The organism is Campylobacter novaezeelandiae (genome assembly GCF_018968685.1).
GTDB lineage: Bacteria > Campylobacterota > Campylobacteria > Campylobacterales > Campylobacteraceae > Campylobacter_D > Campylobacter_D novaezeelandiae.
Genome location: NZ_CP076659.1, coordinates 22,919 through 34,502 on the forward strand (window position 1 = coordinate 22,919; position 11,584 = coordinate 34,502).

The following is an 11,584-nucleotide window of genomic DNA, read 5'->3' on the forward strand; positions in this document are numbered from 1 at the left end:
GAGAAAAAATGCAAAATACAATTATTATTATAGAAAGCCCTAATAAAAGGGAAAAAATAGAAAAAATTACAGGAGCTAAAGTTTATGCCACTAAAGGACATTTTAAAACCTTAGGTAAAAATTTTTTAAAAGAATATGAAAAATATGAGCCTATTTTTGATTTTTCAAGTGATGAAATCAAAAAAAGAATGAATGCTATTTTTGCAGATTGTAAAGGTAAAGATGTGATTATAGCTACAGACCCTGATCGAGAAGGTTATGGTATAGCTTATTTATTTTATGAAGTGATAAAAAATATTGCTAAAAGTATTAAAAGAGCAGAATTTCACGAAATTACAGAAAGTGGGATTAATAAAGGTTTGAAAAATGCTATAGAGTTTTCAAAAAGCAATTTAAATGATTTTGAAGCATTTAAAGCAAGAATTGTCGGTGATAAAATGGTGGGTTTTATAATGTCGCCTAAATACATTAACAAAATGAATGATAAAAATATTTCTATAGGAAGAGTGCAAACCCCTGCTTTATCTTTAATTGTTGAAAGAGAAAAAGCTATACAGGAATTTTTAAATGATGATAAAAATAAAAAACTAGATTATAAGATTAAAGCAAAATTAGAAAAAGACGGCATAGTTTTTTATGCAAATAATTCTAATCTTTATTCAAGCAAAGAAGAAGCTTTAGAAAAAATAGAAAGTTTAAAAGGTAAAAATGCAAAACTTTATACTATAGAAACAAAAAAAAGCGAAATAAAACCAGCACAGCCCTTTAGAACTTCACAATTTCAAGAAAAAGCTAATAAAATCTTTGGATTTGCTCCTGATAAATCAATGGCATTAGCTCAAAAACTCTTTGAAAAAGGATTAATTACTTATCATAGAACTGATAGCAATGCTTTATCAGTTGAATTTTTAAATGAAGTTGAAAATTTTTTTAAAGAAAAACAATGGTATCAAAAAAGAGAGTATAAAGCAGGGGAACAAAGTCAAGCTGAAGCTCACGAAGCCATAAGAATATCACATTTACATAGCTTTGAAGATATAGAAAAAATTACTAAAGAAGAAAGTCTTAGCGATGATGAAAAACAAGCCTATACCTTAATTTATTTAAACTCAATACAAAGTCAAGCAAAAAATGCTATTAATGAGATTACAAGTTATGATTTTAATATAGGACTTTTAAGTTTTAAGACTAACATTAGCAAATGTATTGATAAAGGTTTTAAAGGGGCTTTTGATTTTAAAGAAGAAGAAGAAAAAGATGAAAAAGATGATACTCAAGAATTAGAACTCAATATAAAAGAAGGTGAAGAAATACAAATTTTAGATTTTGAATTAATTGAAGTTAAAAAACAAGCTCCAAGAAGATATAAAGAAAGCAATTTTATCTCCCTTTTGGAAAAAGAAGGTATAGGGCGACCTAGCACTTATGCAAGTTTTTTAAAAACATTATTAGATAGAGAATATGTAGAATTAGCTATCAAAGGAAAAAATAAAGAAATAGTTGCGACTAAAAAAGGAATATCATTAATTGATTTTTTGAATGAAAATAACGATGAATGGGTTACAAAATCAGAATTTACAAAGCAAATGGAAGAAATTTTAGACACTATTTCAAAAGGAAATTTACAATATATTGATTTTATCAAACCTTTACATCAAAAAATGGAATTTATACACATTGATGATAGCAATCAAATAAAAAAACCTAGCGATAAGCAAATAGCTTTTGCAGAAAAACTTGCTAAGGAAAATAATTTAGAATTACCAAAAGACTATAAAGAAAATATGAAAGTATGTATGGATTTTCTTGAAAAAGCTAAAAAAAATGCTAAACCTTTACCCGCTTCAGCAAAGCAAATAGCTTTTGCAGAAAAACTTGCTAAGGAAAATAATTTAGAATTACCAAAAGACTATAAAGAAAATATGAAAGTATGTTCTTCTTTTATTGACGAAGCAATGAAAAAAGGTAAAAAATAATTTTTTTTAAGATCCTTTTTTACTAAAACAAAAAAGGACTTAAGATAAGTTTTAAAAAGGGAGAAAAAGTTTAGGTTTGTTTTGGTTTTTGGAGTGTGATTATAGTATAAAAATACTATAAAAATACTATAGATTAAATATAAATTAAGTATAAATATACTATAATTATAATACAAAAACAAAGACAAGGGATAAAAATGAGAATTGAATTTAAAAATAAAGATAAGTCTTATTATATAAATGGGGTTAAGATTGATGATGAAGCTTTGCAGTCAGAAAATCTAAGCCATTATCTTATAGATAGAAAGGAGCATTTAGATTTTTTGATTAGTTTGTATGCAGATTTTTCAAGAAGTAATGAGCAACATCGCATAAAAGATTTGCCTCTTATTTTAAAGGATATTGTGAAATTAAGTTGCATTAAAGATAAATATGTTTTTGTTTCAAATAGCACAAATAAAATGATTATAAAAAGTATTAATGCCAGTAAATATGAAGCTATGTTAAGAAAAATTCTAAGTGAAAATAGAATTATCAAAGCAAAAAAAACTAAAACTATTTTAAAAGGAGAATAAAAAATGAACCAAGTTAATTTATGTGGATATTTAGGAAAAGATTTTGAAATGAAAATAACCCCAAGTGGCAGTGCTTTTGCAAAAACAACCTTAGCCGTTTCAGAAAATAGAAGAAATGAAAAAGGCGAATATGAAACTTACACAAGTTGGATACCAATTATTTTGTTCGGGCGTAAAGCAGAAGTTGCTAATCAATATATAAAAAAAGGCGATCGTTTTTTAGGCACAGGAAAAATTGTTACTTCATCATACACCGATCAATACGGCAATCTTCGCTATGGGTGGCAAGTAGTAATTTCTTCTTTTGAATTTATTGAGAAAAAAGCAGAACAAAATCAAAACTGTAAAGTTGCTTCAAATCCAAATCAAATTATACCACCAAAAGAAATAGAAACTATGCAAAGCATAGATGAAAAACAAGTAGAAATGTATATGCAAGAAGATGAGAATTTGCCTTTTTAATAATAAAAAAGTTTGAGTAAGGAAAAAATAAAATGCAAGAAGAAATGACTAAAAGTGAATGTTTATTCTATTTTATAAAAGAAGATATAGATGAGCTTATTAAAGACTATATGAATGAATACTTTACAAGATTAACTATTAAAAAAAACATAACAATTAAAATAGAAAATGAAAAGCATTTTAGCGATTTAAAAAATAAAGAAATAAATAGCTTTAATGAAAAATTGTTTGGAGTTAATGCAAACAATTTCAAAAAAGAAATTTATTCCATAATTATTAATCTATTAAATGATTTGTATGAAAATCATTTAATAATTGATAATGTATATAAGGTTTTTTTAGAAAACAATCTAAATCATATAAGAATAATCAATGAAGAAAAAAAGAGTGTGATTAATATATATTTTACCAAAAATGAAATGAAAAAAGAAATTGAAATAAGCACTGATGGCTTTGGAAAAAATGAATACGATAAGGAGATATTTTATTATGGAATGAATGAAAAAGATTATACAAAAATAGATAAAAGATTTGTGAAATTAGAATTACAAAGATTAGAAATAAATCAAAAAGGAGATTAAAATGACTACAGAAATTACTGCAGATGACATCGTTATCGTTATGATTATAGGGTTTTTAACTGCTTATATGCTTTGTATATATTGTATTGTAAAAGTTTTAATTAATAGAGAATTAATTAAAGAACAATCTGAAATATTACAAGAGATTAAATTTAATATAAAAGATTTAGGCGAAAAAATAGAAAAAGATAAAGACAGAAATCAATTTATTTATAATGATAATGTTAGAGAAAAATTTGCTTCAATGAAAGAAGGAAAAATTACTGATTGTTATATCGAAGTTTCTACAAAAGATCTAAAAAAATTAGATACTTTTATCCATATGAAACGCCCTTTAAATGTAATTTTTTATTGTAAAAACGATGAGCAACATTTCTTATTTGCTGAAGTAGATACAGGAAGAGATTATTACATTAAAGAAGGAGCTAATGTAAAAATTATCCACGATGAATACAATACTATGAAAAAACAAAATATCAAGGAGATTTAAAATGAAACCAGAAGATTATTACAATTTTTTAGAAGAAGCAGATTGCTTAATGAAAAAATATAAAGAAGAGAAAAAAGAACTCACAGAAGAAGTATTTTTAAATTTTTTAAAAGAAACAATAAAAAAATACAATCTTAATAAAAGAAAATATGATTGTTTTAAATTTAAAAATAACTTTCTCTTTGTAACAAAAAACAAGCAATACTACACAATAATAAGCTTTGAAAAAGATAAAGATAGAAAAATAGATTTTTCAGGATATAGCCTTGAAACAAAAGAACAGGGACAAAAATGTTTTGAAGAAGATTTTAAAGAATATGAAAAAGTTGATTTTTTATGAAAAATATAAAATTTGAGAAAAAATTAAAAGAGTTAGAACTTACAAAAAAAGATTTTGTAAAAATCATAGGAATGCCTTATCAAACATTAATGAATTGGAAATCCAAAGGTGAAACACCTAGATGGGTAAATAGTTGGCTTGAAAATTATAAATACAAGCAATTTTATGAGAACATCAAAAAAGAATTTATCAAATATGATAATAAGGATAAAAATGAGTAATTTAATGATGCAACTTGCAATGATGAAAAAGAAAGACTATTTCAATGAGTTTAAAGACAATGATGTTATTAGAGTTATATTTGGATACAAGAACGAAAAGAGATATTATAGCGATGGTTATTTTGAAATGTCGCTTAGAGTGTGGATAGGGAAAGAATATTTTGATAAATTTCTTAATGATCCAAAAGTAGAAAACAATATGGAAGTTGTGAAATTATTTCGAAAAACTCCATTTTTTAAAGAATTAGCAAAACAAACTATCAAGATTGATTTTAAAAATTGGGATTTTATAGTGCCTAGTTTTTTTAAGAAGCATAATATAAAAATAATTCCTTATTTTCAACTAGGCAACAATGAAGATTTAACTCCAAACCAATTTTTTAGCTTTCTACAAGAAATGAAAGTTAAAGAGTTAAGATATATAACTATCATTCTTTATAGCAATTCAATTGAAAATGAATATAAGTTTCTTCACAAACGTTAAGATAAAACTATCTTAAATATTTTGAAAAAATGGAAAAAATAATGAAAGTAAATTATGAAAAATTTCAAACAATGAGTAAAGAAGAATATTCAGAGTTATTAAAGAATTAAATTATAAAGGCAATAGATAATGAAAAAAATACAAAAAGACTTTTTAAAAATATTTTTAATTATTAATTTAATAGGAACATCATTTAATGGTTTTCTTTTTTATTTTGATCTTCCAAATGGTTTAACTTTTTTTATAAAATCTAATTACTATATACAAGGAATTTCAATAATATTATATATTATCTTTTCAATTTTACTTTACAAAATTATTACTACAAAACAAATCATTTCAGAGCAAGAAAAAATTTCATAATCTACTTTTTACTTAATTTTTTAATAAATATAAACTATAAAAATACTATAAATTAAATATAAATTAAGTATAAATATACTATAATTATAATACGAAAACAAAGATAAAGGATAAAAAGTGGAAACTATTCAAAAGATTATTTTTTTTGAAAAATTTTTTAAAGAAAAAGGTTTCAAAATTATTAAAATTAGTAAAAATAAATTTTTTGTTAAAAATTTTTAAGGAGTTAATAATGAAAGAATAAGAACAAAATTTATTTTTAGATAGTTTAAAAATGCTAAAGAACACTATGATGATAATTAAAAAAATATAAGTGCAAACAAAAAAATTAAATTGTTTCTATACAAATAAAAATAATCTCAAATAAAAATCTTTCATTATATATCGTTTTTACAATATAATATAAAAAAACTATAAATAAGATATAAAAAATATATAATTTAAATATAAGTTAATAATAAATTAAATATAATTATAAGAGAAGATATTAAAGGCTAAAAAATGAAAATTTTATCTGTATGTAATGAAAAAGGCGGTTGTGGAAAAACTACAATTCTTGCAAATTTAGCTATAGCTTTATATCAAGAAGGGGCAAAAAATTTAGTTATAGACGCAGATCCGCAAAAATCTTTAGGAACTTTTGTTTCAATTAGAAACCAAGAAGGACATTTAAAAAAATTCGATTATATTATTAAACAAGGAGAAGCTTATTTTGATTGCCTTCTTAATTTAAAACAAAATAATAAAGAAAATTATAAATATATTCTTTCAGATACGGGCGGTAGAGATAGTAAAGAAATGCGATTTGCTTTAGCCTTAAGCGATATTGTTATCATTCCAATTATACCAAGTCAATATGATGTCAGCGTTTTTGATAGGGTAATAGAAGTTGTAAAAATGGCTAAAGTTAAAAATCCAAATTTACAAGTATTTATTTTAATCAATCTAGCCTCTACAAATCCTTTTTTAAGTAAAAAAATAGATGAGTTAAGAGAATATATTAAATCGGTAGAACAAGATTATATTAAATTGCTTGATTTTGTTATTTTTCAAAGAGAAAAATATAAAATTTTTACTCAAATGGGTTTAGGAGTAACTGAAGATGAAAAAAAGGATAAAGCTTATTTAGAAATTAACAATCTTTGTGAATTTATTAAAAAGATAAAATAGGGAGATAAAATGAAATTTAAAAAAGCTAATATAAACGAAAATACTATACAAGATATAAAAGAATTTGCTAATAATGCAAGTGGAGAAAATTTAAAACAAGAAGATAAAAAAACTGTAACTAAAAAAAGAAAAGAAGAAAGTAAAAAAAATAAATTTCCTTATAAAATATTTTTAGGAGATGAATTAAAAAATAGAATTCAAAAAGAATTTATAGGAATAGGAAGCGGTAGTGAATTTCTAAGAAAAATTATTTTAGAGAAAAACTCTTATTTTGAAGATAAAGATATTATAGAAATATATAATCTTATACAAAAAGAAGGTAAAGGTCTTAGCCCTAAATCTTTTATTAGAAAAAAACTCGGACTAGAAGCAACTATAGAAAAATTTGACTATGATAAAAAAAATCAAAAAAATTCAATTACAACTTGGATTAATAGCGAAGATAAAGAAAAAATAAAAGAAAATACAGCATTAAGCCACTCTACTATGATAGCTTATGGTCATGCTAAAATTTTATTTTATTTAGAAACCAAAAATCTATTTAGTTTTGAAGAACAAATGAAATTAATAAAAGAAGCTAAAGATTACAATCTTGATTTTAAAGAATTTTTAATTCTCAAAATCAAAGGTTAATTAAACTAACAAGATCAGTTAAAAGTTAATACTGTCTCCCTTTTAACAGGGGGGGGGGGTTAGTATTTTCACTTTTCATTTTTCTACCCCATCTTTTACCTAGATTAAGCATTTTTTCTTTTCTTTCTTCTGGAATATCATACGTAAAAGTAAATGTTGTAACTTGACCACCACGCCCTTGTTTAGTTTTATCTTTTTCTTTTATATATTCTAAATTTTTAAAATAGTTATTATCTTTAAAAAGTTTTATCGAAGGAAAAATAATTCTTTTTTCTATTTTTTCTATATCATAACTTGCTGGAATATCAAGTAAAATATTAAATTTTTCAAAAGGAATTATAAATTCACCTGTGCTTTGCCATTGAGAAAGATACCTATAAAGATTTTTTGTATATTTATTTGAAATTTTACAAAAAGTCTTTAAATCAACTATTGTATATTCTTTTACAACATTTACAATTAAATTTAGCCATTTTTCTTTAATTTTAAAAATAATATTCTCTTCCTTTTCATTTACGGTAATTTCATCAAAAAATGATGAAACCGAATAAATTCTATATCCTTCATTATCTAAAAAATAATTTGAAGTTTTTAAATTATTTAACTTTACAGCAAAAGCTACTACATTTTCATAAAATCTTTTTTTATTTTTTTCTTGAGGTAAAAAATCTCTAAGTTGTTCAAATGAAAGAGAAATAGGAATTATATTCTTTGTGGATTTTATATTTTTACTTGCGTAATAGCAAATAGTAAAAAATAAATTATAATCTACAGATTTAAAATTCTTGAATGTAAAACAATTTAAATCATTGTGATATATAAGACTATCACTTCTTTTTTCTTTAATTTTTCTCATTAATTTCCTTTGTTTTCGTCTTATATACGATTTTAACAGAAATAAACTTACTTTTTTCTTTGAAAATATAAAAAAACTATAAATAAGATATAAAAAATATAGCAATTATTAATATTTTGAAAGAAATTTAATATCCAATATATTTTACCGACATTTTGCGGAAGTTACTTATCCTAAATAAAGCCTATAAATAGGCTTTATAATAGATTTTTTTATAAAAAAATATTAATAATTTAAGTAAAGTTTTATATTTATATAAATGCTTTTAAATGTCTATTTTACCATTATTTTAAGTGTTTATTAAGTCGCAAAATGTCGGTAAAATAGCAAAATGTCGGTAAAATGTTTAAATAATAAATAAGAACTATTTTACCATTATTTTAAGTGTTTATTAAGTCGCAAAATGTCGGTAAAATGTTTAAATATTTAATTTTAAATTTATCTTTAAAAGAACTTTAAACACTTAAAAATACTTATTTTAAGCGTTGATTAAATAGCAAAATGTCGGTAAAATAGCAAAATGTCGGTAAAATGTTTAAATATTTTATATTTATATAAATGCTTTTAAATGTCTATTTTACCATTATTTTAAGTGTTTATTAAGTCGCAAAATGTCGGTAAAAGTTTAGCAAAATGTCGGTAAAATATAGCTCAAAAACCTTATTTTAAGGCATTTTGAAAGCACCCTAAAAATTTAAAAAATATTAAAATTTAAAAGGGGAAGAGTTTTTTCATTGATATTTTTTATTATAAATTTTATATAGAAATTTTAAATTTAAATTTTGTTTTAAATTTTTTTAAAATTTATAATTTTAAATATTTTTTAAATGAAAAGTTAAATTTTTAATTTTAAGCTTAAAATGTTTTTTTATATTTTATTTTGATAAAGATTTTTATTTTTATAATAAAGCTAGTTCTGTTTAAAAAATAAAAATATAGAAAGTAAAATTTTTATTTTTTATTTTTTATTTTGTTAGTTAAAAAAAGCTTCTAGAATTGATTTTTTTTATTTAGTCTTTATGATTAATCATTTTTAGTCTTTTTTTGATTTAAGAGTTATTTTTGTTTGTTTATGAGTTTATTTTATTTTTTAATTAAAAAAGAGTTATTTTTTGAAAAAATATTAAAAAGATATATTTAGTTTTAAAATCTTTATTTTAGGGTTTTTCTGTTTTTTATAAGCCACCAATTTAATTTTAATTTTAATGAAATAGTGGCGGTTTTCTTAATTTAGGTTTTAATCCTTATTTTTATAATTGTGTTTAATTTAAAAATAAAAATATAAAGGATATAGAATGGAAGACATTAAAGAAGAACAAACTCCAAAGAGTATTTTATCACAATGGCAAGAGCAATTTGATATTGAAAAAGAAAAAAAAGAAGAGTTAAATTTAGAAAAAAGTAGTGAAGAATTAGAAAAGGAATTAGAAGAAATTAATAAACTTAATTTTCAAGAAGATTTAGAAAATCAAGAAGAGTTAAAAGCTAAATTAGAAAAAGAATTAAAATTAGAAGATTTGCCACAAGAAGCAAAACAAACTTTAGAAATTCTAGAAGAAAAAGAAAAACTTGACAATGATATGCGTAATTTTATTGAATTAACTACAGAATATGAAACTCCTAACGAAAAAAGGGCTTTTATTGAAAATAACCTTAAAGAAATAAAGGATAATCCAGAACTTAATGAAAGTTTATCAATTTTAAAAGAACAAGAGCAATTACAAAAAGAAATCGATAATACTAAAGAAGAAATGGCAAAAGAAGAAAAAGAATTAAAAGATCAGTTAGAAAATAATGAGAAAAAAGGCTTAAGTCAAGAAGAATATGATGAGAAATTTGCAGAAATGGAAAAAGAACACGCTCAAAAACTTAAGGAAATGGAAGAAAAAATGGAAAAGTTAGAGCAAAATTTTGAAAATTCTATCGAAAATCTTCTTAACTCAAAAAGCCTTAGTGCTATTTTAAAATCATTGTATGAAATGGATAAAAGCTTAAATTTGATTTTAAAAGAAAAAGAAAATAATTTTGATGAACTTAATCGCCAAAGAGAAGAAAAATTGAATTTAGCTATGCAAACAGAAAAAACTAGAGAAGTGGTAATAGATTTTATTAAAGAGCTTCATCAAAAAACTAAAAGTGTTGAAAATGGTATCAATGATATGAATAAAGAACGCAATTTTTATTATGAGCTTGATAAACTCACAAAAAATCCAGAAAAAATGGATTTAAAAGAAACTCAAAAATTACAAGAATATATTAATTATATTGATAAAGAAACTCCAAATTTTAAAGAAAATTATCCTAAAAAATACAAACAAACTAAAAAATTAATTGAAAATAATATTAAAAAAACAATGGATAAGGCTAAAGTTAAAACACCAGAAAGTAAAGGAATTTCATTATGAAAATAAATAAATTATTTTTATCTTTATTTTTTTCAACTTCATTGTTTTCATCAGGTATTCCAGTAATTGATGCAGCCAGTATAGCACAAGCCGTTACTAATTATAAGCAAATGATAACCCAATATCAACAAATGATCAAAGATACAGCTAATTTTGAAAAGCAAATGAAAGAGTTTGGAGTAGATATGTCTTCTATAAGTGAAATTTTAGGTGATACAAAATCATTAATTAGTCAAACTCAAAGTTTATATGATAATATTAAAGCTATTCCAGATGATTTTTATGGAGAAATTGAAGATATTACTAGAGCTTGTAACTTTATGGAAAAAGAAAGTTCTTTTTTTCAAATTAAAATTAAAAAAGCAGAAACAAAATATATAGATAAGGTTAATACTTGTATTTCAGCCATAAGCGATACAACAGAAGTGGATAAATCTATACAACAACTTAATCAAAAGCTTTTAACTTTAACCAAAAATGATACTAAAACTTATAATGAAACTCTAATACAAATTCAAAATTTAGAAAATGCAAAGCAATATTTATCATCTAAAGCAAATCAAGATAAAATAAATAAAATGTTATCTTTTTATGATAATTATCAAAAAAATGAAAGTAATAATCCTTATACTAAGGTAAAAATGGATAAAGATTTAAAGGAGCTTTCTAAACAATTATTAAAAGCTAATAATCAAAAACAGGCTCAAGCATTAACAAATGCTATTTTAATTAAAATTCTTGAAATGACCCAAAGACAATATGAACTTAATATTTATTTTTCTCAAGCAGTAGCAAGTTTAGGAATAAATGGTGGCAATACTCAAATAAACAAAAGTCCAAGTTTTGATTTAACTTACGAAGAGCCACAAGATCCTAAAGAATATAATCCTTATTTAAAGGATATTCAACAACAACCAAAAGATGAAAACGGCTTTCCTATTTTCACTTTTTAAGACTATAAAAAAACTATAAATTAAATATAAATTAATTATAAATATACTATAATTATAATATAAAAAGGAGAAAAA

The 11,584-nt window shown here is 22.7% G+C and carries 14 protein-coding genes; 13 read left to right on the plus strand and 1 reads right to left on the minus strand.

Annotated features, from left to right (window positions below):
• The first annotated feature begins 8 nt into the window (after nt 1-8).
• The 11 genes from CNZW441b_RS08000 to CNZW441b_RS08050 all read left to right on the plus strand — a co-directional run bounded on the left by CNZW441b_RS08000 (nt 9) and on the right by CNZW441b_RS08050 (nt 7,295).
• A complete protein-coding gene (locus tag CNZW441b_RS08000; protein ID WP_131186838.1) occupies nt 9-1,976 on the plus strand; it encodes a type IA DNA topoisomerase in 1,968 nt (655 codons plus the stop codon).
• 197 nt (nt 1,977-2,173) lie between these two features.
• Nucleotides 2,174-2,551, plus strand: a complete 378-nt coding sequence (locus tag CNZW441b_RS08005; protein WP_131186839.1) for a hypothetical protein — start codon at nt 2,174-2,176, stop codon at nt 2,549-2,551.
• Between the two features lie 3 nt (nt 2,552-2,554).
• Nucleotides 2,555-3,013 carry a single-stranded DNA-binding protein gene (locus CNZW441b_RS08010; RefSeq protein ID WP_131186840.1) on the plus strand — a complete coding sequence of 153 codons (459 nt, stop codon included), beginning with the start codon at nt 2,555-2,557 and terminating at the stop codon, nt 3,011-3,013.
• Between the two features lie 32 nt (nt 3,014-3,045).
• Nucleotides 3,046-3,594, plus strand: coding sequence for a hypothetical protein (locus tag CNZW441b_RS08015; RefSeq protein WP_131186841.1), 549 nt, complete (start codon nt 3,046-3,048; stop codon nt 3,592-3,594).
• Nucleotide 3,595: 1 nt separating this feature from the next.
• Nucleotides 3,596-4,084, plus strand: coding sequence for a hypothetical protein (locus CNZW441b_RS08020; protein WP_244985451.1), 489 nt, complete (start codon nt 3,596-3,598; stop codon nt 4,082-4,084).
• A gap of 1 nt (nt 4,085) precedes the next feature.
• A complete protein-coding gene (locus tag CNZW441b_RS08025; protein ID WP_131186842.1) occupies nt 4,086-4,424 on the plus strand; it encodes a hypothetical protein in 339 nt (112 codons plus the stop codon).
• Complete coding sequence (locus CNZW441b_RS08030) at nt 4,421-4,645, plus strand: hypothetical protein (RefSeq protein ID WP_131186843.1); 225 nt, start codon at nt 4,421-4,423, stop codon at nt 4,643-4,645. Before CNZW441b_RS08025 ends, CNZW441b_RS08030 begins: the two co-directional genes overlap by 4 nt.
• Nucleotides 4,638-5,129: a hypothetical protein gene (locus tag CNZW441b_RS08035; protein WP_131186844.1), complete on the plus strand. Its 492-nt coding sequence runs from the start codon at nt 4,638-4,640 to the stop codon at nt 5,127-5,129. Before CNZW441b_RS08030 ends, CNZW441b_RS08035 begins: the two co-directional genes overlap by 8 nt.
• Before the next feature lie 129 nt (nt 5,130-5,258).
• Nucleotides 5,259-5,492 carry a hypothetical protein gene (locus tag CNZW441b_RS08040; protein WP_131186845.1) on the plus strand — a complete coding sequence of 78 codons (234 nt, stop codon included), beginning with the start codon at nt 5,259-5,261 and terminating at the stop codon, nt 5,490-5,492.
• 501 nt (nt 5,493-5,993) lie between these two features.
• Nucleotides 5,994-6,662 carry a ParA family protein gene (locus tag CNZW441b_RS08045; RefSeq protein ID WP_131186846.1) on the plus strand — a complete coding sequence of 223 codons (669 nt, stop codon included), beginning with the start codon at nt 5,994-5,996 and terminating at the stop codon, nt 6,660-6,662.
• 9 nt (nt 6,663-6,671) lie between these two features.
• Nucleotides 6,672-7,295, plus strand: coding sequence for a hypothetical protein (locus CNZW441b_RS08050; protein ID WP_131186847.1), 624 nt, complete (start codon nt 6,672-6,674; stop codon nt 7,293-7,295).
• A 25-nt stretch (nt 7,296-7,320) separates the two neighbouring features.
• On the opposite strand, the gene CNZW441b_RS08055 is transcribed toward CNZW441b_RS08050, so the two are convergent.
• Nucleotides 7,321-8,151 carry a replication initiation protein gene (locus CNZW441b_RS08055; RefSeq protein ID WP_216681630.1) on the minus strand — a complete coding sequence of 277 codons (831 nt, stop codon included), beginning with the start codon at nt 8,149-8,151 and terminating at the stop codon, nt 7,321-7,323.
• Between the two features lie 1,295 nt (nt 8,152-9,446).
• Between CNZW441b_RS08055 and CNZW441b_RS08060 the strand changes: the two genes are divergently transcribed.
• Together CNZW441b_RS08060 and CNZW441b_RS08065 are read left to right on the plus strand one after the other, a co-directional pair.
• Complete coding sequence (locus tag CNZW441b_RS08060; RefSeq protein WP_131186849.1) at nt 9,447-10,556, plus strand: hypothetical protein; 1,110 nt, start codon at nt 9,447-9,449, stop codon at nt 10,554-10,556.
• Nucleotides 10,553-11,509, plus strand: a complete 957-nt coding sequence (locus tag CNZW441b_RS08065) for a type IV secretion system protein (protein ID WP_131186850.1) — start codon at nt 10,553-10,555, stop codon at nt 11,507-11,509. Before CNZW441b_RS08060 ends, CNZW441b_RS08065 begins: the two co-directional genes overlap by 4 nt.
• Nucleotides 11,510-11,584: the final 75 nt, after the last annotated feature.

What these genes read in the sequence shown, in the direction of transcription:
- CNZW441b_RS08000 (WP_131186838.1), top strand. Translation starts at nt 9, where the DNA reads ATGCAAAATACAATTATTATTATAGAAAGCCCTAATAAAAGGGAAAAA.
- CNZW441b_RS08005 (WP_131186839.1), top strand. Translation starts at nt 2,174, where the DNA reads ATGAGAATTGAATTTAAAAATAAAGATAAGTCTTATTATATAAATGGG.
- CNZW441b_RS08010 (WP_131186840.1), top strand. Translation starts at nt 2,555, where the DNA reads ATGAACCAAGTTAATTTATGTGGATATTTAGGAAAAGATTTTGAAATG.
- CNZW441b_RS08015 (WP_131186841.1), top strand. Translation starts at nt 3,046, where the DNA reads ATGCAAGAAGAAATGACTAAAAGTGAATGTTTATTCTATTTTATAAAA.
- CNZW441b_RS08020 (WP_244985451.1), top strand. Translation starts at nt 3,596, where the DNA reads ATGACTACAGAAATTACTGCAGATGACATCGTTATCGTTATGATTATA.
- CNZW441b_RS08025 (WP_131186842.1), top strand. Translation starts at nt 4,086, where the DNA reads ATGAAACCAGAAGATTATTACAATTTTTTAGAAGAAGCAGATTGCTTA.
- CNZW441b_RS08030 (WP_131186843.1), top strand. Translation starts at nt 4,421, where the DNA reads ATGAAAAATATAAAATTTGAGAAAAAATTAAAAGAGTTAGAACTTACA.
- CNZW441b_RS08035 (WP_131186844.1), top strand. Translation starts at nt 4,638, where the DNA reads ATGAGTAATTTAATGATGCAACTTGCAATGATGAAAAAGAAAGACTAT.
- CNZW441b_RS08040 (WP_131186845.1), top strand. Translation starts at nt 5,259, where the DNA reads ATGAAAAAAATACAAAAAGACTTTTTAAAAATATTTTTAATTATTAAT.
- CNZW441b_RS08045 (WP_131186846.1), top strand. Translation starts at nt 5,994, where the DNA reads ATGAAAATTTTATCTGTATGTAATGAAAAAGGCGGTTGTGGAAAAACT.
- CNZW441b_RS08050 (WP_131186847.1), top strand. Translation starts at nt 6,672, where the DNA reads ATGAAATTTAAAAAAGCTAATATAAACGAAAATACTATACAAGATATA.
- CNZW441b_RS08055 (WP_216681630.1), bottom strand. Translation starts at nt 8,151, where the DNA reads ATGAGAAAAATTAAAGAAAAAAGAAGTGATAGTCTTATATATCACAAT.
- CNZW441b_RS08060 (WP_131186849.1), top strand. Translation starts at nt 9,447, where the DNA reads ATGGAAGACATTAAAGAAGAACAAACTCCAAAGAGTATTTTATCACAA.
- CNZW441b_RS08065 (WP_131186850.1), top strand. Translation starts at nt 10,553, where the DNA reads ATGAAAATAAATAAATTATTTTTATCTTTATTTTTTTCAACTTCATTG.